The organism is Halomonas sp. AOP30-A1-24, from assembly GCF_052378165.1.
Taxonomy (GTDB): Bacteria; Pseudomonadota; Gammaproteobacteria; order Pseudomonadales; family Halomonadaceae; genus Vreelandella; species Vreelandella citrativorans.
This window is the reverse complement of sequence record NZ_JBQSXL010000001.1, coordinates 1-21,617: the sequence shown is the minus strand read 5'-3', so window position 1 is coordinate 21,617 and position 21,617 is coordinate 1. Positions and strand designations below refer to the sequence as shown.

Here is a 21,617-nt window from a genome sequence, read left to right as displayed (position 1 = left end):
CGCCATCGATTCAAGCACCGACTCTTTTACTGCTTCCTCTCCTCTGCCAAGTGGATGGGCGGGGCGCTGCTGGCTGCCATATTGATAGGCAGCGCTGTAGGTGACCAGCACTGGGAAACACTGCACAGTGAAGTGCGCCGTGGGGAGGTGGTGTCCTTGGAAACCATTTTAGACTGGCTGGAAGCGAACTATCTGGGAGATGTGCTGGAAGTGGAGGTAGAGCGCGAGCAGGGTCTGGTAGAGTATGAAATCAAGCTGCTGGGCCCACAAGGTCAAGTGGTTGAGTTTGAATTTGATGGTCACAATGGTCAGTTAATGAAAATAGAGGGTGTGCGTATCAATGAGATGCGCCGCCCACAAGGTATGACGCCATGAAGTGTTTGCTGGTAGAGGATGATCAGGCGATTGCCCGCGAGCTGAGCCAAGCGCTGCGTGACGGTGACTGGGTCGTTGAGCATGCCGAAAATGGCCAGGAGGCCGACTTTCTGGTACGTACCGAAACCTACGATACGGTAATACTTGATGTAGGTTTGCCCGACGGTGACGGCACGCGTTGGCTGGCTGCCTGGCGTGAAGACGGCATTGATCTGCCTGTGCTGATTCTGACCGCTCGAGAGCGTTGGGCGGATAAAGCGGCGGGCTTTACCGCAGGTGCTGATGACTACGTTACCAAGCCTTTCGAGCCGGGTGAGGTGTTGTTTCGACTGCGGGCACTGGTGCGGCGTACCCACGGCCATGCTCATCCGGTACTCAAAGTAGGTGAACTCAGCCTGGATACTCATACGCAGCACGTTAGCCTGGCGGGCCGCCCGGTAAGCTTGACTGCCCAGGAGACACGCTTGCTTAGCTACCTAATGCATGCCGCTCCCCGGGTCGTCAGCCGAAGCGAGCTTTCTGAACACGTTTACGACCGCGACCATGAGCCCGACTCAAACGTGATTGATGTGCAAATCAGCCGACTACGTCGCAAGCTGGGGGCCTGGCGGTTTGCCACCCTGCGTGGGCAGGGTTACCGGCTCTTGGCAGAAGTGCCCGGCGGCGAATGAGCAAGGTAACGCCCACTTGGCGAACGCGCTGGGCAGGCCGCTCGATTAGCCTTCGCTTGCTGCTGGCCGTTTTAGTCATGATCGGGGTGGCCTTGCCGCTCGCTGGAATGCTGCTCTCGCATCATTACCGAAACGCGGCGACCGAGTCGTTTGATGAACGCCTTGAAGCAACGCTGAACGTGATTATTGCGGGCGTTTCCGTTGACCCGCTAAGTGAGCAGTTGCGCTATGACCGCGCTCTTGGGGACCCACTTTTTGACCAGGTCTTCTCGGGCTGGTACTGGCAAATTACCGATCAACAAACGCACACGATCACCTCGCGCTCGCTGTGGGATCAACGCCTGCCGGTCACCAATAATGAAGAGGTGAGCGCGCGCTCGTTGCCCGGCCCACGTGGGCAATCACTGCGTACCGTCGAGCGAGATATTTACCTGGCCCCTTTAGAAGCCCCTTTGCATATTAGCGTAGCGGCCCGCGATGATGAGCTGAAGGCCGATATACGCGAGTTCCAGCGCTTGCTCTGGCTGGGCCTGATCAGTCTTGGAGTATTGCTGTTAGGCGTGCTGGGCCTACAGGTGCGCTGGGGGCTTGCGCCGCTGCGACGTATGCAGGCCAACTTAAAAGACGTTGAGCAGGGGCGCGCAGCAGCGATGACAACAGACCTGCCTAATGAGCTTGCTACGCTTGCGGCTTCCATGAATGCCGTACTGGCCCGCGACCAGCGCCTGATTGAGCGTGGCCGTCACACGGCAGGTAATTTGGCCCATGCCCTGAAAACCCCCTTAAGCGTTATGCGCTTGCTGGTCCACCAACTGCCTGACGCGCACCGCGCCGCCTGGGAAGCCGAGTTAACCCGAATGGACAGTGCCGTTCGCCATCACTTGGCACGGGCATCTGCCGCAGGTGACGGTGGCCGCTTTGCACCGATTTCGCTGCACGATACGCTATCGCCGCTGCTAAGCGGGCTGGGTCGGCTGGCTCAACGTCGCACGCTTACCCTGCATCAAATGTGGGAAAATCACCCGCGTGTGCACTTGGATGCCCAGGATATTCAGGAGCTTATCGGCAACGTGCTGGATAATGCGCTGCGCTGGGCAAACCACGAGGTGACATTCAGGGTGTGGGTCGTCGACCAGACACTTTGGTTGAGCGTCGGTGATGATGGCCCTGGAATGACGCAGCAAGAGAGCCAGGAGGCACTTGAGCGCGGCAAGCGCTTAGATGAACAGCGCTCCCAAAGTGGCTTGGGTCTTGCCATCGTAGCGGACCTGGTCACGCTCTATCATGGCCAAATGCGCCTTCAGCGCGCAGAGGCTGGGGGGCTTGAGGTCACTGTTGAACTGCCGGTGGTGGCGCATGGCTAAGGGAGAACAAATGCAATGACAATGGATGATGCGTTGCCGGATGTATTGGTCGGCCCGCTATTGCGCCGTATTAGCCCCACACGCCTGGTGTTGTGGTTAGTGGCAACGCGCCCGCTTGATATGTCGCTGGTGCTTTTCCCGGGCGGCAGCAATGAGCAGCGCTTCCACTTAAATGATCATCACCAGTGCCTGCCTATCGGTCGGCACGCGTTTATTCACTTGATTGACCTGCGCTTGCCGCAGGCGCTACCCATTGATGAACGCATCGAATACGACCTGCGACTTCAAGCGGCGACGGGGGAGTGGCAGGCGCTGCCCGAGTGGGCGCCTTGGCTGTGCCATGAAGGCGCTGCTTATCCTGCCTTTGTCATTGCCTCACGCCATCACCGGTTGATGCACGGTTCGTGCCGTAAGCCTCACCATGCGAGCGCCGATGGGTTAGTGCGCGCCGACAGCTGGCTGACGGACAAGCAGCAAGCGCCGAAAGAGTGGCCAGCATGGTTGTTAATGACCGGCGACCAGGTGTATGTGGATGATGTTGCAGGCCCCATGCTGCGTGCGGTGCATGCACTTATTGAACGCCTGGGGCTAGTCGATGAGCGGCTGGAGGGCGCCACGGTGGAGGATAGCCAGGCGCTTTATGCCTCGCCTGATAGCTATTACCAGCGTGAGTCGCTGCTGCCTGATGTCACCAGCAACGTGGCGCTGCGCGAGCGATTTTTCGGCGGCGTTAAAAAGCCGGTGTTTACCTCGGCGAACGCCTCCAATCATCTAATGACACTGGCGGAAATGCTCGCCATGTACTGTTTAGTGTGGTCGCCGGTTGCTTGGCAAATGATTGCCCCGGAGATGCCTGCCCTTAACGATAAAGCAGCCCAACGTTATCGCGAGGAGCAGGCGGCTTTGGATGATTTTGTGGCCGGGTTACCGCAGTGCGCTCGGTTAATGGCGCATTTGCCCAGCTTGATGATCTTTGACGACCACGATGTTACCGACGACTGGAACCTGACCGCCGATTGGGAGCGCTGTGCGTATGGCCATCCGTTCTCAAAGCGCATTATTGGCAATGCGCTGGTGGCCTATTTGCTCTGCCAGGGGTGGGGCAATGCACCGGATAAGCTTAACCCGCTGGTCGAACAGGCGGCCGAATTGTTCCGTGAGCTAGGGCTGCCGCTTTCGTGCGCCAGGCAGGATGCATTGATCGAACGGCTACTGCGTTTTCAAGGGTGGGAGTTTCAGGTGCCCGGTACGCCTGCGCTGATTGTTTTGGATACCCGCACCCGCCGCTGGCGTAGCGAGCGTAGCCCCCAACAGCCATCCGGATTAATGGATTGGGAAGCGCTGATGGAAATGCAGCAGGCGCTATTGGGTTGCAAAAGCGCTGTCATCGTCTCGCCAGCCCCCATGTTTGGGGTAAAGCTGATTGAAGGCGTTCAGAAGATGTTCACCTGGGCGGGCAAGCCGCTGGTGGTGGATGCCGAGAACTGGATGGCCCACCGTGGCGCCGCCAATACATTGCTGCAAATCTGGCGTCATTCCAAAACGCCGGGCAATTACGTGATTCTCTCTGGCGATGTGCACTACTCATTTGCTTACGACATTATTGTGCGTCGCCAAAAGCGTGCGCCACATTTATGGCAGGTGACCTCCAGCGGCATCAAGAACACTTTCCCCGTGCAGTTGCTAAATACCTTTGACCGGCTTAATCGGTGGCTCTACGCGCCCTGGTCGCCGCTTAACTGGTTTACCAAACGTCGCAAGCTGAGTATCCACCCGCGTGACCCCAGCGGGGCAAGCGCGGGCGAGCGGCTTTGGAACGCCAGCGGTATTGGCCTTGTAACGCTGGATATCGAGGGCCGCCCGGTGGATATTCGCCAGTTGGACGCCAACGGCAATGACGTTGTCTTTCCCCCGCCCGCTGACCTTCCCTTTATCTGATGACATGTATCTGACGTCAGTGCATGGCAAACAACAGGGCTGTTCGCTGGAATAGCGTGTAGCGCGGGCGGCGGCATAGACAGCCGCGAACCACGCATGCCATAGTAAGCATGCTTAGGGGACGGCATGCACCAGGTGCATCGCCTCATCAAGATCGAACAAAAGTAAAAGGCCCTGTTGGGCACTATTTTGATAGGGGCAGATTTGATAGGGGCAGACTGCAATGAATAGGAGGCTCTGGTGCTGAGAGCAGGCGCCGCCAGGAAAGAACGGCTGCTGAAAAGAACCTTTCTGGCGATCCTTTTGTTGATGGCAGCCACTCCGGCCTTGTCAGCCGCTCCGGCTGTCGGCATGTTTGGTAGCTTCTTTCCTTACTGGCTAATCTCGCTGTTTATCGGTGTGGTGGCAACGATTTTTATCCGTGTCATTTTCGTGGTGACGAAGCTTGATGACATCATTCCGTGGCGTGTCCTGGTATATCTGTCGCTGACGCTGGCCATGACGCTGTTATCTTCTCATCTTTTTTTTGGACGCTGAATCATGAAAGGTCATGCTTCCAAGCGGGTAGCATCCATTGTCGGAGCCGTGATCGCCATTGCCATCATTGCGGGCTCTGCTGTTCTGGCCTACCACAGCTACGAGAATGCGCGCGCCAATCCGCTGTCAGATGATGCCACTCTGAGGGCCGATATTGTCCACATTGCTCCATCGGTCGCGGGCCGCATCGTGGCCTTGCATGTTGAGGAAAATGACTTTGTCCGCAAGGGCGATCTGTTGCTGGAAATTGATGACACTGCCTATCGGCTGGCCCTGAAACAGACACAGGCCGACCTGGCCATGGCAACGGCGGCCAGTGGTGATCAGTCTCGCACTATCCGCGTGGAGCAGGCCAATGCAGAAATTGCCGAGGCCCAAATCAATCGAGCCACGGCAAACCTGACGCTGGCGAACCAGACCCTTGACCGCCTGCTGCCGATGGAGTCCAAGGGGTATGTTTCTCAGCAGCAGATCCACGACGCGCGCACTGTTAAACGCAATGCCGAAATCAGCTTGCAGGAAGCGATTCAGCAGCGTCAAGCCGCTGAGGCGCTGGTGGGTAATGATGAAGCAACCCTGGCGTTGATTGAAGCGCGCCGGGCCGCTCAGGACATTGCCCAGCATGAGCTGGACGGCACTCGGGTCTATGCGCCTGCCGACGGTCGGGTTGTCGGAGTGACCGTTTCTGTGGGTGACTACGCGCTGCCTGCCCAGTCCCAGTTCAATCTGGTCAAGACGGAGACTTGGTATGCTTCGGCCAACTTCACCGAAACCATGCTGGGTAATATCGCTGTCGGTGACTGCGCCACGGTATATGCGCTGGCTAACCGCGACCGTGCCATTAAAGGCACGGTGGTGGGAGTAGGCTGGGGCGTGGCCTCGAAAGACCTGATCGACCTGCCGTTATCGCTGCCGATTGTGCCGAAATCTCTTGATTGGGTGAGAGTTCAGCAGCGCTTTCCCGTCCGCATTCGGCTGGATGACCCGCCAGCAGAATTGATGCGTGTCGGCGCATCGGCGGTGGCAACGGTTCACCACCACGATGGCTGCTGAATCTCCGTGGGGGAAAATCGCCCGCCAGGCGTGGGCGGATATCCAGCCCTTTCCCGGAAGGATGGGCCTGACTTGGCGCGTGGCGCTACTGTGTGCTCTGGTGTCTGCAACGGCCATGATGCTGAAAATACCTGAGGCCGCGATTAGCTGCTATCTGATCATTTTTCTGTCCAAGCAGGATGCCGTCAAGAACTGCATTATGGCTTTGGGCGTCATTTTGATGGCGTCTACCGTGGTGGTGCTGATGATTCCGATCATCAACGTTAGCATCGACAGCCCTGCCATGCGCCTAGCGGTCATGTTTTTCGCCTCGTATATTTTCCTGTTCCTCAGCTCAGCGACTCCGCTGGGCGAGCAGGCGGCCATTGTTGGCTTGGTGATCGCCTTTATCATGACGCTGGTGACCATGGTGCCGGTTGGAGAGGTCGCTGACAAAGGCTTGCTGATGGCATGGAAAATGGCCTGCATGCCGATGTTTTTGATGATCCTTTTTAACCTGCTGTTCGGCACCCCTTCGCAAACACTGGTGCGTAACCGGATTGTCGAAAGACTGCGCTGTGCGGCAGACCGCATCGAGACACAGCAAGCATCAACGGCTTTTAACACCCTGGTGAGCGAAGGTAATGATGACTCGTTGCAGCAAATGCAGCTCGTCAAGCTACTGCACCTGATATCGACGGCACGCTCTCGCTGGCTCAGCGGAGCCACTGAGACAAGTTATCGCATCCTGATTATCGCTGAGGCCCTGCCTGAAAGCCTGAGTCGTGCAGCAAGGAGTGACTTGGCGGTTGAGTTACGCCAAGCGGCGGATGCTATCGCCAATGATACGTGCCCAGTGCTACAGGCGGCGCCGGAGGCGGCAGAAGCCGGCTTACAGCCGCTTTATGTCGCCTTACAGGGTTTGTCCCAGCCAGATGGAGGCGCTGCACAACCGCCGCGTCCGAGAAAAATACCTTTGCTGGCTGCCGATGCGTTTTCCAATCCGATACATCAGCGCTATGCGCTAAAGACATCAGCTGCGGCGGTGCTCTGTTATTTGATTTACACCGGCATGCAGTGGGATGGCATTCATACGGCGATGATCACCTGTTATGTGGCCGCGCTCGGCACTACGGGGGAAACACTGCGCAAGCTGACGTTGCGGATCGTCGGTTGTCTGATTGGCGCAGCGATGGGGATCTTTTCGTTAGCCTTCATCATGCCGCACCTGAGCTCCGTCGGTGGCCTGATGGGGCTGGTGTTCTTTGGCGTGCTGATCGGTGCCTGGGTGTCATCAGGTACTGAGCGGATCTATTATGCCGGCGTGCAGATCGCCTTGGCTTTCTTGCTGACCACTCTCAACGGGTTTGGCCCCAGCTTTGATATCTCCCAGGCCAGCAACCGTATCTACGGCATCCTGCTGGGTATTTTTGTCATCTATGTGATTTTTACCCAGTTCTGGCCGCGTAGCGTCATCAATCAGGTGGCACGGCAGCTCAACGATGTGCTGGATGCCTTGAGCGATCTCAGTACGCTTTCCAGGCAGGATCAACAGTTGCGCACCCAGGCGGCATCTACTGCATATTTTGCACTGGGCCAGGCCGAAGAACTGCTCGATATGGTGCCTTTCGAGCCGTCACGTCTGCGTGCCAGCACTGATGAGCTGAAGCGCGTGGAGAGAATTGTTGAAGAGCTCAATGACCTCACCGGCCAGCTTTACATGGCAGAACAGGATGACGGCACTATCAAAGAGCGCCTGCAGCGACTCAAGTCACAGCTGGTCACTGAGCTTGAAAACCGACGTAACAGGGCGTCTTCGACTTACGAGGGCTCTCCCCTCGACGGCGGCGCGTATAGTGATATAGAACGGCAACTCACTCGGATAGAGCGGATTGTGCATGTTGAGAAAAGCTAGCGTGTTCAGATTAGCCAAGCTCAGAACCTGTATTGCTCTGGGCGTTGTTCTTGGCACTATAGGGGGCCTGCAGGGCTGTGCAACGGATGCGCTAAAGAATACTTCCGCCTCCCCCAGTACACCCTGGGTGCCTCAAGGTCAGTCCGCGCTGTCTGGCGATTTTTCCGTGTCAGGTTCAACTGATATCGGCTTGCTGCCAGACCCGGTGTCACAGGATCTACAGGCGGACAAGGTTTATCAGTTACCCGAACTGATAGACTTTGCGCAACGCCATAACCCGTCAACCCGAATTGCCTGGGAACAGGCGCGCCAGCTGGCGCTGGCCTCTGGAATGGTCGAGGCCACGTTTCTGCCGATCCTGACCGCCAATGTGTTTGCGGGCAGGCAGCAGACCAGCATTCCTTATCGCGGATTGCTGGATGGTGACACTCACCATGTCGATACCACCGTCAGCGGTGTGGCACCGAACCTTGCTTTGCAGTGGCTAGTGTTTGATTTTGGTCGGCGCGAGGCGCTCAGCGATGCCGCCCGACACAATGCCTATGCGGCCAACGTCAACTTCAATGGCGCCCACCAGGCGGTGATCTACAACGTGACGCGTAGCTATTACCAGTACGGTGCTGCCAAGGACAGGCTGGCAATTGCTGAGGAGGTGCTGGTCAACAACCGCCTTCTGCAGGATGCGGCTGAGTCCCGCTACGCCAATGGCACCGGCACCAGTATCGCTGTTGCTCAAGCCCGTCAGCTTGTCGCCCAATCCAACCTGCGGATGGTGCAGGCACAGAGTATGCTGCGCGATCAGTATCAGGAGTTGCTGAGTGCTCTCGGCGCTTCGCCGACGACCCAAATCGAGGTGGCTGGCGCGTCGAATCGCCCGCTACCGGGTATTGACGAGTTGGCATCGGTGGATTCTGCGATTGAGGCGGCACTCAGCAAGCGGCCGGATGTGCTGGCCAGCTATGCTGAGCTGCAAGCTGCCAAAGCGACAGAGCGTGCCGCCGGTGCCGACTTCATGCCCCGGGTATTTGTTGCCGCCGCCACGGGAACCAACAAGCAAAATCTGAGCATTGGTCATTTGCCCAGTATTGGCAACCAGACCACAGGCACCGGGGTGTTCTTGGGGGTGACAATGCCTATCTATGATGGCGGCCTTCTTGCCGCCAAACGCCAGCAGGCAGTCTCTGTCACGGCTTCAGCCGAAGCGGCATTCGAGAAAATTCGCAACACGGCGATGCGCGAGATGGTGGTTGCTGCTGATGCACTGCGCTCCTCACTGGCGGCTTTTGACGCCGCTGATGCGTTGACCGAAGCGGCAGCGGTGACTTACGACGCGGCCTTTGATGCTTATCGCAACGGGGTAGGCACTATCACTGAGGCTACTGCGGCGGAGTCCGGTCTGCTGGATGCAAGGTTGGCACGCTCCGAGGCACATGCGGCAAGCCTGATTGCAGCATCGACGCTTGCGTTCACGCTTGGCGCCATGACCTCAAGCACGTCCCCTTTAGAGGCTATTCCCTGACGCTTGTCCGCCCACCACCCTTCACACGTAAGCTATTTTAGCGCGCTAACTGTCACGCCAATGTCATAAAAAAGTCGCACGCTTACTAACTAGACAGCCCTCGTAAAAAGCCTTTGCAAACTGCCTCTAACATCGTCTCTAACACCGTCTCTAATACAAGAGGCATTCAGCCGTTGACCGCCCAGGAAGCTCAATGGCTTAACCGTATTATTGAATCAGAAGATCTGCACGTGTTGTTTCAACCCATCGCGGATGCCAGCCAGCACTCTATTTACGGCTATGAAGGGCTGATACGTGGGCCTAAAACATCGCCGCTGCGCTTGTTTGATGTGGCCATGCAGGCAGGGCAATTGGTAGAGCTGCATTAAGTGTTTTACAACCGTCATCAAGTGGTCACTTAAGTGTCGCGGTGTTGTCATCTAGCGTCGGCAGGATGGCGCTATCTTTGAACAACATTCCAGGTGACGTATGCATGCTGTGACTCTTCCCCGTACTTTGATCAGCGCTGCTGTTGTCAGTGCCTTTGCTCTGGTTGCCGTTAATGCATCGGCAGACCTCTCTGCGCGCTATGTTGATAACGACGGCGACATGGTAGCGGATGCACCCACGGACGAGTCGCAGTGGGTCGACCCCGATACGTTGGTATTTGCTTATACACCGGTTGAAGACCCGGCTGTTTACGCGGATGTTTGGGCCGGTTTTTTGGACCATCTGAGTGAAGCCACAGGCAAAGACGTTCAGTTCTTCCCAGTGCAGTCCAACGCGGCACAGCAAGAAGCGCTGCGCGCTGGCCGCCTGCATGTAGCGGGCTTTAACACCGGTGGTGTTCCGGTTGCCGTAAACTGCGGTGGCTTCCGTCCGTTTGCCATTATGGCAGCAGACGACGGCAGCTATGGCTATGAAATGGAAATCATCACCTATCCAGGTAGCGGTATTGAGTCGGTTGAAGACCTCGAAGGCCGCCAATTGGCGTTTACCTCTGAGACCTCTAACTCAGGCTTCCGGGCACCTTCTGCGCTGCTGCGCTCTGAATATGGCATGGAAGCAGGGGAAGCCTTCGAGACAGCGTTCTCGGGTTCCCACGATAACTCCATTCTGGGCGTTGTGAATCAAGACTACGACGCAGCGGCCATTGCGAACTCCGTCGGCACGCGCATGATTGCCCGAGGCGTGGTTAATGAAGGTGACTACGACATTATCTACACCTCAGAAACCTTCCCCACCACAGCGTACGGTTTGGCGCATAACTTGAAGCCTGAACTGGCTGAACAGATCCAAGACGCGTTCTTCAGCTACGACTGGGAGGGTTCTGCGCTACAGGCTGAGTTTGCCAACTCGGGTGAAGCGCAATTTATGCCGATTACCTATGAAGAGCACTGGTCCGTTATCCGCACGATCGCCGATGCTAACGGTGTGACGTACGAATGTGACTAAGTAAGCCCTTAATTTTGCAGTTACTCGGCCAGAAGGTTAATCCCTTCTGGCCGTTACATTATGTAGATGAGGTAGAGCGATGTTGACACTCAGCGGCGTTACCAAACGCTATCCAACCGGGGACCGTGCGCTTACCGATATCGAACTTACCCTGCCTAAAGGCCAGGTGATGGCGCTTATCGGCCCCTCTGGTGCGGGTAAAAGTACCCTGATTCGCTGTGTAAATCGCTTGGTAGAGCCTACGGCGGGCAGCATTTGCCTGGAAGGAACAGAGCTTACCAGGCTTTCGGGCAGCGGCCTGCGTAAGGCACGCCGCTCAATGGGCATGATTTTTCAGGAGTATGCGCTGGTTGACCGCCTGACAGTGATGGAAAACGTGCTTTCCGGACGGCTTGGCTACGTGGGCTTCTGGCGTAGCTTTTTGCGTCGCTACCCGCAGGATGCCGTCGCTGAAGCGTTTCGTCTGCTTGAGCGGGTAGGCCTGCCTCACGCTATTGATAAGCGTGCTGATGCGTTGTCCGGTGGCCAACGCCAGCGAGTGGGGATTGCCCGGGCACTGTTACAAAGCCCCAAGCTGTTACTGGTAGATGAGCCAACCGCCAGCCTGGACCCCAAAACCTCACGCCAGATTATGCGCCTGATTCGTGAACTGTGTGCTGAGCGCGAGTTGGCGACGATTATCAATATTCATGACGTGGCGCTCGCCCAGCAGTTTGCGGACCGTATTGTGGGCCTGCGGGCTGGCCAGATCGTGTTTGATGGCCGCCCTGACGAGCTAACCAGCGAGATTCTCACCACCATTTATGGCGAAGAGGATTGGGATACCTCTCCTGAACCTGCCGATGAGCCTGACAGTGAAGCCGTTTCCTGTGAGCGTCGCTCTGTCGCAGTTGAGATGGCTGGGGTAGCGCCATGAGTGAGCAGCGCTCTGCGTATTTTGAAGCCCGCCAACACGCGGCCCGCTAGGGGCATTGGCGTCGGTTACCCCTTGTGCATAGCCAGTGGTTGCGTTGGGCCATTGTCTTGGGGGTGGTGGCTTACCTGGTGTTGGCGCTGGCCTCTGTTGAGGTGAATTGGGCACGTGTGGCGGAAGGCACCAGCCGAGGCCTGCGTTTCATTAGCGCGTTTGCGCAGCCTGATTTTTTCAGCCGTGGTAACGATATTATCAATGGGCTGGTCGAGAGTTTGACCATGACGCTTACCTCCACGGTCATTGGGGTAGCGCTCGCGATTCCCGTGGGACTAGGCGCTGCACGCAACATTGCGCCGCTGCCGATTTATTTCGTGTGCCGTAGCATCATTGCCGTCTCACGTACCTTTCAAGAGATCATTATTGCGATCCTGTTTGTGGTGATGTTTGGCTTTGGCCCGCTGGCGGGGATGATTACGCTGGCGTTTGCGACTATCGGCTTTATGGCCAAACTGTTGGCCGAAGATGTTGAAGACCTCGACTGGCGCCAGGTAGAAGCGGTGAGAGCGACCGGCGCCAGCTGGTGGCAAACCATGAATCACGCTATTCAACCCCAGGTCATGCCGCGCTTAATTGGCCTTTCCATGTACCGTTTGGATATCAATTTTCGCGAATCGTCAGTGATCGGCATTGTTGGTGCAGGCGGAATAGGCGCCACGCTGAATACCTCGCTTAGCCGCTATGAGTACGACACGTCAGCCGCCATTTTGTTGATCATCATCGCGATTGTGCTGCTGTGCGAATACAGCTCAAGCCACGTCCGCCGTTGGACGCAGTAATCTCCGGAGAATCTATATGCCTGTTTCAATCTCCCGGCAAGGGGTCCCGGTATGGCGGCTACGTACCACGCGTGCCCAGTGGCTGCAATTTAGTGCGTGGCTAGTAGGGATTAGCCTGTTCTTGTTCTGCTGGAAGGTGATTTCCGACAACACCATGTGGGTGTTTGTTGAGGATGCTGGACGCCAGGGCAGTGATCTTTTAAGCCGGATGATGCCCCCTAAATGGGAATACGCCAATGTGCTGTGGAAACCCATGTGGGATACGCTGAACATTGCCACGCTGGGCACCGCCTTGGGGATTGTTATGGCGTTTCCTGTGGCGTTTCTCGCCGCGCGTAACACCACGCCGCATCCGCTAGTGCGAAGCCTGGCGTTGATGGTTATCGTGTCGTCACGCTCTATCAATTCGCTGATTTGGGCCATGCTGTTGGTAACGATTTTGGGTCCAGGCGTCCTGGCGGGCATTATCGCCATTGCGCTGCGCTCTATTGGGTTTGTGGGCAAGCTTCTTTATGAGGCCATTGAGGAAATTCACCCGACGCCTGTCGAGGCCATTAGCGCAACCGGTGCTAGCCGTTTACAGGTCATGAACTACGGCGTTCTGCCTCAGGTCATGCCAACGTTTGCGGGTATCAGTGTTTACCGGTGGGATATCAATATTCGTGAATCCACCGTGCTTGGCCTGGTGGGCGCTGGGGGGATCGGGCTTCAGTTGAATGCCTCTATCAATATGCTCGCCTGGAATCAGGTCAGCGTTATTTTTGTCATGATCTTCGCCACGGTATTGGTCTCGGAATGGATATCCGCCCGTGTCCGCCACGCGATTATTTAACCCACGGATTGATAAATCGCCAAGCGAGGAGTTCTGAATGCGCTTTCCTGATGCTGATGTCACCACTATTGATTTGCTGCGCCATGGCGAACCCGTTGGCGGGCGTATGCTGCGCGGTTCTACTGACCACCCGCTGAGTGAAACCGGCTGGCAGCAGGTAACGGATGCCATTATGCGCCATACCGTTGACGGCAGGCCGCCTTATGATGCGGTGCTTACCTCGCCGCTTATGCGCTGTCGTGAGTTTGCGTTGTGGTTAGGTGAAGAGTTTGAATTGCCAGTACAGATTGAAGACGACCTCGCTGAATTACACTTGGGACGTTGGGAGGGCAAAACCCACGCTGAGGTGTTTAGCGAGGAGGGCTCCGCACCGATGAGCGCTTTCTGGAACAGCCCTGAGACTGTATCACCACCGCAGGGCGAGGCGATGGATGTTTTTGATTCACGGCTTGCTGAAGTATGGCAAAACGTGCTGGCAAACCCGCCTGGTAAGCATGTATTGGTAGTGGCGCATCTGTTTGTTTGCAATGGCCTGCTGCGCCAGGTGCTGGGGCAACCGTTAGGGCGTGTATTGGCGATGGATTTGCCTTACGCTGCGATGAGTCGTGTACGCCACGAACGCCATGCGTTAGGCGAAACCAGCTTTATTGAGTGGATTGGCCGTTAGTTGAACTTGGCGCTGCCCTCCCGTTTGCGCCATGATAAGGGCATTGCCACAAGGAGAGCTGCTAATGCCCATCACGCTGGGAAGGTTTACGTTCGCTTTGATGATGTTAATGTGGCTTTCGGGCTGTGCCAGCCGTGATGTCGCTATCGCACCCCCTTCCTCGCCCGCCGAATCCCGCGAAGGGCTCTCCATGGAGCGCGTGCTGATCCTGGCCCATGCTCAGCAGGCCATTGGCACGCCTTACCGCTTTGGCGGCAATACGCCCGACGGCCTCGACTGCTCGGGGCTTGTTGAAATGGCGTATCGCGCGGCCGGTATGCGCGTACCGCGCACCGCAGACGCACAGTTCCGTGCGCTACCTTCAGCCAATACCCCCAAGCCTGGCGACCTGCTCTTCTTTGGAGAGCGTAGCAAGGCCACGCATGTGGGCATCTATCGCGGCAACCAGCAGATGATCCATGCACCGGGAAGTGGTCGCGCCGTGGTCAGCGTTCCCTTGGATGTCGACTACTGGCAGCAGCGCTTTTTAGGCGCCGCTGCACTTGCTCCTTGATACCTGGCCTGCACCTTTAACGCACCTACTTACGATTACATCCCACCTTATGGGACGTAAGGTCGCTTTTTAATGAGTTCTCTCCGGGCCGAAAAAAGTAGCCCTAATGCTTGGCTTTTGCGATGGCCGTTACGAGCCGATTGGCAGTCGCTTACACAACTTCCATAAGCACTGCGGCTTCGGGGCAGCGGTTAAGCGGCTTGTCCCGAGTCGGCCGCTTCAGGCTCGTTCTGCTCAGGTTCACTCTGCGCAGATCTTGTGGCGCTCTCTTGCTGGGAAGCCTCAAGGCGGGCTTCCAGCAAGTATTGGCGGGCTTGAGCGGCTACCTGCACGTCTTTTGGCGACGGGTCGGCTGGCGCCAGCGCGGCAGCAATTACCGTCTGCATTTTCTCGATGGTGGCCTGTGGGTCCCCCGGGATAGGGCCGTAATCGATAGGCACTTCACCCGCAACGGCGTACTTCTTTCCATCCGGGCCTATTTCATATTCGTAAGTGGCGCCGCCAGTATAGGCCCCGCCAGTAATCTGGTGAGCCATCTCATGCTGACGAACATTCCGGTCGGTCTGCTTTAACTGCTCAATCAGCTTGATTTCTTCCGGCGCTAGAGGCGTTCCATCGGGGCGCGTAGGGGCAGCCACCTCATTATCTGTTTTGGCCGTTTCGTCTTCGGAGGTGGAAGGCGCTTTTAGCGTGTCCTCGGTGTCGTCAGTCGACGACCCACGATGGGAGGCCGTGGTATATGCTGCCCCAACCGGGGAAAAAGCACTGATGGTCGCATCCATAAGCAGTTACCGCCGTTTGAGTCATTACGTTATTGTACGGTTGCGTTACTATAGCGCATTCGTAAACCAATAGAAGCGTGCAAGGGCATGTCACTTGCTGGATAACCGTTTTTAACTGATACCGCTATGCCGTCCATTGATGTGATTCTCCATCTTAGTCCCGATGAATGCTTGGCCCATTATGAAGGGCGCGTTGCCAACGTGCGTACCCGCAGCGTGGATGGGCGTTGGGTGGTGTTTCCCTCCGACGCTATTCGACGTGTGGTAGGAAAAAACGGTGTTCATGGTGTTTTCCGGCTGGAGTTCTCAGCGCAAGGGCGCTTTATGAGCATCCATCCGCTCTCTTATCGTTAATGCATAGGCTGCACGCTTAGAGTGCTTAACGTCACCTGTTAAATAACCCACATGGCATTGCTATTGTCTATATAATTACGTCATCTCATAAGCGGTATCCCTCGCTTATGCCGTTAACGCGATCAGGCTTATCCGCCGGGTCGTTTACAACCTGCTTACCCAGCATTGGTTGTGGTTATATCAGGAGATATACCATGTCTGCCTCACCTGTCACATTGATGGTAGCTCGGCGCATTGCCAGTGGCCGTTACCATGATTTTAATCGGTGGTTGAACGAAGGTCGCGAGCTAGCGGCTGATTTTCCAGGTTATCTGGGCTCAGGAGTGCTTGCGCCACCCGAGCATCACGATGAATATCAGATTATTTTCCGCTTTAGCAGCAGTGAAACGCTTCATGCATGGGAGCACTCGGCTTCACGTCATGCCTGGCTTGTGCGCGGCAAGGGGCTTTATGATGCGCCTCATGAGCACCGTGCCACGGGGTTGGATGCCTGGTTTCAAACCGGCTCAGGCAGTGTGCCGCCTCGCTGGAAGCAGGCCGTTGCCGTTTGGTTGGCCTTTTTTCCTATCTCGTTACTCTTTCAGTGGGTATTTGGCGGTATGTTGGCCGATTGGGCACTGATCCCGCGCGTGTTAGTGAGCACTCTGATATTAACGCCAGTGATGGTGTTTGTGTTTATTCCACTCTCCACACGGTTACTGTCGCCTTGGCTGCAAGGGAAGTGGTCACCAATGGATAGGTGGATACATGTGCGGCGCATTAATCGAACATAAGGCTTTTTTTACCTGGATATATGTACTCCATGAGGGGCAACGCTGCTACGCTAACTAAGCTTGCAGTAAAAGGACAACTGCTGCAGGCCTAGCGCCTGCGTATTACATCGCCTTCATGGAGTACTTTATGATTCACGTCCATCATTTGGAAAAGTCACGCTCACATAGAATTTTATGGCTTCTCGAAGTGCTTGCGTTGGACTATGACATCCATGTATATCAGCGTGATCGTAAAACTCATCAGGCGCCTGAAGCACTAAAAAACATTCATCCTTTAGGTAAATCCCCAGTCATTATGGATGGCGAGTTAGTGATTGCAGAGTCAGGGGCAATCATTGATTACTTAATACACACCTACGGAAAAGAGCGCTTGCAACCCTCTGCCGATAATATCGCCGACTGGGTTGATTACCGCTATTGGCTACATTATGCCGAAGGCTCTTTAATGCCACTGCTGGTGATGCAACTGGTGTTTAAAAAGATACCCGCACAGTCTCCCTGGTTAATTAAACCGCTCGCTAAAGGCATTGGCGATAAGGTTAGTCAGCAATTTTTAGCGCCTCAGCTTAAACAGCATCTGGGCTTTATCGAAGATCATTTAGCGCGTAAAGAGAACTTTGCAGGAGAGTGGCCAAGCGGGGCCGATATTCAAATGAGCTTTCCTCTTCAGGCCATAGCTGCCACCCAAACGCTGACAACGTATCCCGCCATTATGCGGTTTGTAGCGCGTATTGATGCTGACCCTGCCTGGCAGCGTGTCGTCGAGCGCGCAGGCCCGCTCACTATGCCAGGCGAGTAACAGGACGATGCAGGATAAGGCTGGATACGTTACTCACCCGCTGTGGTTGATGTCAGGACGACTGCTTGCTCGTACACGCAGAGGCGCTATTAAGGCCGCTGCGTTGCTGGGCCTCTGGAGTTTGGCTTTTTCAAGCATGGCCAGCGACACCTTATTGGTGGGCGTTTATAACAATCCGCCAAAAATATTCGTGGATGACCAGGGGCATTTGCGCGGTATTTTGGGTGAGCTGCTTGCAGCGATTGCACAAGAAGAGGGTTGGCAGCTTGAGAGTATTGCCTGCGAATTCCACCACTGTCTTACCCTGCTTGAACAGGGTGATATCGATATATTGCCCGGGACTGCCTGGGGTGAAGAGCGTGGTGAACGTATCGCGTTTCATCGTGAACCGATTATCCAAAGCTGGTCGCAGATTTATCAGCGCGAAAACGAGCGGGTCGAGGCGATTCTTGACCTTGAACAAAAACGCGTCGCCATTGTAGATGGCTCTATTCAACAGAACTACCTGAGCGCCGTGGCAGAACGCTTTGGTGTTGCGGTCACCTGGTTGCCCGTTGATAGCTATGCGGATGCTTTTCAAGCCGTGGCTATGGGGGATGCGGACCTGGCGGTTACCGACCATATCTTCGGAGACTGGCGCGCGCAGGACTATGGGCTATATGAAACGCCCATCATCTTTCAACCTATCCGGCTGTTCTATGCCGGGTCGCCTACTTTGTCGGCAACCATATTGAACCGTATCGACGATGTGCTGCTTGGTTGGAAGCAAAATCCACGTTCAGCCTATTTTAGGATACTGCGCTCCTGGCGTGCCGAAACGCCACCCGATACGATCTCTAGCTGGTTATGGGGCGGGCTTGGCCTGTTAACGGCGCTACTTGCTGTGGCACTAGGCAGTGCATGGTGGCTTAAACGGCGTGTCACGCTAAATAGGGCACAGCTCGATGCTAATGAGGCCATGCTGGCCACTATTCTTAATAACGTGGACGCCTACATCTATATCAAAACACCCTCGTTACATTACCAGTTTGTCAACCAGCGGGTGGTTGAGCTCTTTGGGCTGCCGAAAGAGCAAATTCTGGGTAAGAGCGACGAGGCATTTTTTGATCGCACAACCGCGAATGAAATAGCCCAGATTGACCGCAGTGTGATGGAATCAGGCAAAAAAATAACGCTCGAAGAGAGTAACGTACTACGGCACAACGATAAGGTTCGCACGTTTGTTACTATTAAAATGCCGTTGTCCCTCTCCCCAGGCGAGCCCGCGAGTCTGTGCGGTATTTCCACTGAACTAACCGATTACCTTGAGCTGCAATCGCGTACCAATCATCTGGCGTTTTACGATGCGCTGACAGGCCTGCCTAATCGACGCTTATTGATGGAGTCGTTAAGCGGGAAAATTGAGCAGAAGAATACGCCCCATCTCTATAGCGCACTGCTGACCATTGATCTGGATAACTTTCATCTCGTTAACGATATTCAGGGCCATGAAAGTGGCGACCAGTTGTTAATTGATGTGGCCAAGCAGGTGCGGCCGTTGTTACCGGAAGGGGCTGTGTTGGCCCGCTTTAGTGGGGATGAGTTTGTTGCGCTCCTGGCAAAGCTGGGCGAGCACCAAGCGGATGCTGCGTTAAGCGCTGAACGCACAGCCAAGCAGCTGTTGGACACTATCGCCAAACTGCGTACGGGTCGTTCGCTGCCCGTCAGCGCCAGTATTGGTATTACGCTATTCGATGGCGCTGATCATAGTATGAACAGCGTGCTCCAACAGGCCGATTTGGCACTTCAGCAGGCGAAAGCAGCGGGTGGGAATACGCTGCGCTTTTTTAATCGCAGTATGCAAACACGCTTGATCGAGCGGGCCAACCTTGAGGCCGATTTACACCATGCGCTGGCACGTCATGAGCTGACGTTGCACTATCAAGCTCAGGTGAACCATCAAGGCATTACCACCGGTGTGGAGGCGCTTTTACGCTGGTATCACCCCCAGCGTGGCTGGGTGCCGCCCTCGACCTTTATTCCTCTAGCAGAAGAGAATGGGTTAATTATACCCATTGGTTATTGGGTGCTTCATTCTGCCTGCGAGCAGCTTGCTAAGTGGGCCAACCAGGCCCCTTATGCTGCGCTGACGATTTCCGTTAACGTGAGCTCGGTACAGTTTCAGCAGCCTGAATTTGTACGCAATTTGGAAGGTCTTCTTGCTCAGACCCAAGCGCCACCTGGGCGGCTGGTGTTGGAAGTCACCGAAAGCCTGTTAATGCGAGATCCAACACGCGTGCGCAATACAATGCTCAAATTGCGCGCGCAAGGGGTTCGCTTTGCGATTGATGACTTTGGTACTGGCTACTCGTCGTTAAGCTATCTTAAACGACTGCCCTTGGATGAGCTAAAGATTGACCAGTCGTTTATCCGCGAGCTTTTAACCGATAAAGCGGATGCGGCCATCGTCGATACCACCATCTTGTTGGCAGTGAGTCTTGGGTTAACGGTGGTAGCCGAAGGGGTCGAGAAGCAGGAGCAGTTGGATTGGCTAAAAGGTCATGGCTGTTATCGTTATCAGGGTTACCTGTTTGGCCGCCCGACATCCATTGATCGCTTGTTTGAAAGCTATTAAAAGCTAAACGATAACGCCCTGGATAAGGGCGTTATCTATTGTGGTGAGGAGGTGTGTTAAAAGCAGCGTATCAAGCTGTCTTAAGCGGCGGTAAAGCTTCCTGCATTAAGCCATAAATGAACGGCAATACTGGCGATGTAGCCCAATAGAATAACCGGCGCCCAGCGTAAGTGGCCCATAAAGGTATAAGCGCCGCGTGCTTGGCCCATAACCGCAACGCCAGCTGCTGAACCAATAGAGAGCAGGCTGCCTCCAACACCAGCGGTTAGGGTGATCAATAGCCACTGCCCGTCAGACATTTCAGGCTGCATGGTGAGCACCGCAAACATCACGGGAATGTTATCCACCACAGCGGAGACCACACCCAACACAATGTTCGCCCACGTAGCATCCCAGTTGGTATAAAGCGCCTCGGACAGCAAGCCAAGGTAGCCCATAAAGCCAAGCCCACCTACGCACATCACTACGCCGTAGAAAAACAGCAGTGTGTCCCACTCGGCCCGCGCCACGCGGTTAAATACGTCAAACGGTACCACGCTACCTAACTGCGCCAGTTTCTTGTTATCCCCACGACGACTGTAGCGTTCACGCTTACGCTCCAGCGAACGGGGCAGGCTCTTGCGTAGGTAGAAGCCAAAGAACTGAAGATAACCAAGCCCTGTCATCATGCCAAGCACGGGCGGCAAGTGTAAGAAGGTGTGGCAGATGACGGCGGTTAAAATGGTCAGTAAGAAAAGCACGATAATCCGTCGTGCACCGCGTTTCAGTTGCACATCCTCATACACGCTACCGGGCTTTTGGTCCTTGATAAACAGGCTCATGATCATGGCCGGAATCAGGAAGTTAACCAACGAAGGGAGGAAAAGAGTAAAAAACTCCTGGAATTGAAGAATGCCTGCCTGCCATACCATCAGCGTGGTGATGTCTCCAAATGGGCTAAAGGCGCCCCCCGCGTTGGCGGCGACCACAATATTAATGCACGCCAGGTTAATAAAGCGCTTGTCACCTTCGGCCACCTTGGTGATGACGGCACACATTAGCAGCGCGGTGGTTAAGTTATCGGCAATCGGTGAAAGAATAAATGCCAAGCCGCCGGTCAGCCAGAAAAGCGTGCGATAGTTAAATCCTTTACGCAGCATCCAGGAGCGCAGAGCATCAAATACTCGACGCTCCTCCATGGCGTTGATATACGTCATGGCCACCAGCAGGAACAGCATCAGCTCGGTGAACTCTAAAAGGGTCATGCGAAACGCATATTCTGAGGTTTCTGACATGCCGTTTTGAACATACACCCAGCCGATGAGGCTCCAAATAATACCTGCCGCTATTAGCACTGGCTTTGATTTACGCATATGAATCTTTTCTTCTGCCATCACCAAGGCATATGCCAAAACAAAAATGGCGACAGCAAAAAAACCGATAAAAGATGTCGTTAAATCAATCTCACCTGTCACAGCAAAGGTCGACACGCTATAGAAAAATAGTAAGGGGGCTAACAAAAAAAGCCAGCGACGAGAAAATCTCGGCTGGCCTGGGTCGCAATCCTGCGTCAACATGATGCGTTTATCCTTATTTAAAGGTGGTAGGAAGGGTTAATAAGCGGCGTTAAGTATAACAAATTGCCTGTTTTCTAAATAAAGAATAAAACCGAATAAGGATCGTTTATTAACTCGCTATGGCATCTTTTTTTAGCAAATTACCCATTTAGC

21 protein-coding genes are annotated in these 21,617 nt (G+C 55.1%); 19 read left to right on the top strand and 2 right to left on the bottom strand.

Annotated features, from left to right (window positions below; genetic code table 11):
- The first annotated feature begins 54 nt into the window (after window positions 1–54).
- The 15 genes from ACT3TJ_RS00105 to ACT3TJ_RS00035 all read left to right on the top strand — a co-directional run bounded on the left by ACT3TJ_RS00105 (window position 55) and on the right by ACT3TJ_RS00035 (window position 14,586).
- On the top strand, window positions 55–375 hold the full coding sequence (locus tag ACT3TJ_RS00105; protein WP_407647885.1) for a PepSY domain-containing protein: 321 nt from the start codon (window positions 55–57) through the stop codon (window positions 373–375).
- Window positions 372–1,046 carry a response regulator transcription factor gene (locus tag ACT3TJ_RS00100; RefSeq protein ID WP_193056537.1) on the top strand — a complete coding sequence of 225 codons (675 nt, stop codon included), beginning with the start codon at window positions 372–374 and terminating at the stop codon, window positions 1,044–1,046. Before ACT3TJ_RS00105 ends, ACT3TJ_RS00100 begins: the two co-directional genes overlap by 4 nt.
- On the top strand, window positions 1,043–2,410 hold the full coding sequence (locus ACT3TJ_RS00095) for a sensor histidine kinase (RefSeq protein WP_193056536.1): 1,368 nt from the start codon (window positions 1,043–1,045) through the stop codon (window positions 2,408–2,410). Before ACT3TJ_RS00100 ends, ACT3TJ_RS00095 begins: the two co-directional genes overlap by 4 nt.
- A gap of 15 nt (window positions 2,411–2,425) precedes the next feature.
- A complete protein-coding gene (locus ACT3TJ_RS00090) occupies window positions 2,426–4,348 on the top strand; it encodes an alkaline phosphatase D family protein (protein ID WP_444665423.1) in 1,923 nt (640 codons plus the stop codon).
- A 240-nt stretch (window positions 4,349–4,588) separates the two neighbouring features.
- Window positions 4,589–4,885: a YtcA family lipoprotein gene (locus ACT3TJ_RS00085; protein ID WP_319643844.1), complete on the top strand. Its 297-nt coding sequence runs from the start codon at window positions 4,589–4,591 to the stop codon at window positions 4,883–4,885.
- A 3-nt stretch (window positions 4,886–4,888) separates the two neighbouring features.
- The gene (mdtN, locus tag ACT3TJ_RS00080; protein WP_193056534.1) at window positions 4,889–5,938 is read left to right on the top strand and encodes a multidrug transporter subunit MdtN; all 1,050 of its coding nucleotides are present in this window, start codon (window positions 4,889–4,891) and stop codon (window positions 5,936–5,938) included.
- Window positions 5,928–7,832: an FUSC family protein gene (locus tag ACT3TJ_RS00075; RefSeq protein WP_444665422.1), complete on the top strand. Its 1,905-nt coding sequence runs from the start codon at window positions 5,928–5,930 to the stop codon at window positions 7,830–7,832. Before mdtN ends, ACT3TJ_RS00075 begins: the two co-directional genes overlap by 11 nt.
- 166 nt (window positions 7,833–7,998) lie before the next feature.
- On the top strand, window positions 7,999–9,351 hold the full coding sequence (locus tag ACT3TJ_RS00070) for a TolC family protein (protein WP_441673937.1): 1,353 nt from the start codon (window positions 7,999–8,001) through the stop codon (window positions 9,349–9,351).
- 113 nt (window positions 9,352–9,464) lie between these two features.
- A complete protein-coding gene (locus ACT3TJ_RS00065; RefSeq protein WP_226912057.1) occupies window positions 9,465–9,719 on the top strand; it encodes a hypothetical protein in 255 nt (84 codons plus the stop codon).
- A gap of 100 nt (window positions 9,720–9,819) precedes the next feature.
- Entirely contained in the window at window positions 9,820–10,785 is a 966-nt protein-coding gene (gene phnD, locus ACT3TJ_RS00060; RefSeq protein ID WP_172117627.1) for a phosphate/phosphite/phosphonate ABC transporter substrate-binding protein, read from the top strand.
- A 79-nt stretch (window positions 10,786–10,864) separates the two neighbouring features.
- Complete coding sequence (gene phnC / locus ACT3TJ_RS00055) at window positions 10,865–11,701, top strand: phosphonate ABC transporter ATP-binding protein (RefSeq protein ID WP_193056531.1); 837 nt, start codon at window positions 10,865–10,867, stop codon at window positions 11,699–11,701.
- Window positions 11,702–11,775: 74 nt separating this feature from the next.
- Entirely contained in the window at window positions 11,776–12,534 is a 759-nt protein-coding gene (gene phnE / locus ACT3TJ_RS00050) for a phosphonate ABC transporter, permease protein PhnE (RefSeq protein WP_444665421.1), read from the top strand.
- Window positions 12,535–12,550: 16 nt separating this feature from the next.
- The gene (gene phnE / locus ACT3TJ_RS00045) at window positions 12,551–13,366 is read left to right on the top strand and encodes a phosphonate ABC transporter, permease protein PhnE (RefSeq protein WP_193056529.1); all 816 of its coding nucleotides are present in this window, start codon (window positions 12,551–12,553) and stop codon (window positions 13,364–13,366) included.
- Window positions 13,367–13,403: 37 nt separating this feature from the next.
- Entirely contained in the window at window positions 13,404–14,033 is a 630-nt protein-coding gene (locus tag ACT3TJ_RS00040; protein WP_193056528.1) for a histidine phosphatase family protein, read from the top strand.
- A gap of 64 nt (window positions 14,034–14,097) precedes the next feature.
- Window positions 14,098–14,586: a C40 family peptidase gene (locus ACT3TJ_RS00035; protein WP_172117623.1), complete on the top strand. Its 489-nt coding sequence runs from the start codon at window positions 14,098–14,100 to the stop codon at window positions 14,584–14,586.
- A 191-nt stretch (window positions 14,587–14,777) separates the two neighbouring features.
- Here the strand turns inward: ACT3TJ_RS00035 and ACT3TJ_RS00030 are convergent, their stop codons facing one another.
- Window positions 14,778–15,368, bottom strand: coding sequence for a putative metalloprotease CJM1_0395 family protein (locus ACT3TJ_RS00030; protein WP_193053208.1), 591 nt, complete (start codon window positions 15,366–15,368; stop codon window positions 14,778–14,780).
- 126 nt (window positions 15,369–15,494) lie between these two features.
- Here ACT3TJ_RS00030 and ACT3TJ_RS00025 point away from each other — a divergent pair, with 126 nt between their 5' ends.
- From ACT3TJ_RS00025 to ACT3TJ_RS00010, 4 genes are all read left to right on the top strand, one after another.
- Window positions 15,495–15,722, top strand: coding sequence for a DUF2835 family protein (locus ACT3TJ_RS00025; protein WP_193053209.1), 228 nt, complete (start codon window positions 15,495–15,497; stop codon window positions 15,720–15,722).
- A 194-nt stretch (window positions 15,723–15,916) separates the two neighbouring features.
- Window positions 15,917–16,495, top strand: coding sequence for an antibiotic biosynthesis monooxygenase (locus ACT3TJ_RS00020; RefSeq protein WP_172117621.1), 579 nt, complete (start codon window positions 15,917–15,919; stop codon window positions 16,493–16,495).
- Window positions 16,496–16,622: 127 nt separating this feature from the next.
- Window positions 16,623–17,294 carry a glutathione S-transferase gene (locus ACT3TJ_RS00015; RefSeq protein WP_193053210.1) on the top strand — a complete coding sequence of 224 codons (672 nt, stop codon included), beginning with the start codon at window positions 16,623–16,625 and terminating at the stop codon, window positions 17,292–17,294.
- 7 nt (window positions 17,295–17,301) lie between these two features.
- Window positions 17,302–19,908, top strand: a complete 2,607-nt coding sequence (locus ACT3TJ_RS00010) for an EAL domain-containing protein (RefSeq protein WP_226912056.1) — start codon at window positions 17,302–17,304, stop codon at window positions 19,906–19,908.
- Window positions 19,909–19,988: 80 nt separating this feature from the next.
- Here the strand turns inward: ACT3TJ_RS00010 and nhaD are convergent, their stop codons facing one another.
- On the bottom strand, window positions 19,989–21,464 hold the full coding sequence (gene nhaD, locus ACT3TJ_RS00005) for a sodium:proton antiporter NhaD (RefSeq protein ID WP_193053211.1): 1,476 nt from the start codon (window positions 21,462–21,464) through the stop codon (window positions 19,989–19,991).
- Between the last annotated feature and the right edge of the window lie 153 nt (window positions 21,465–21,617).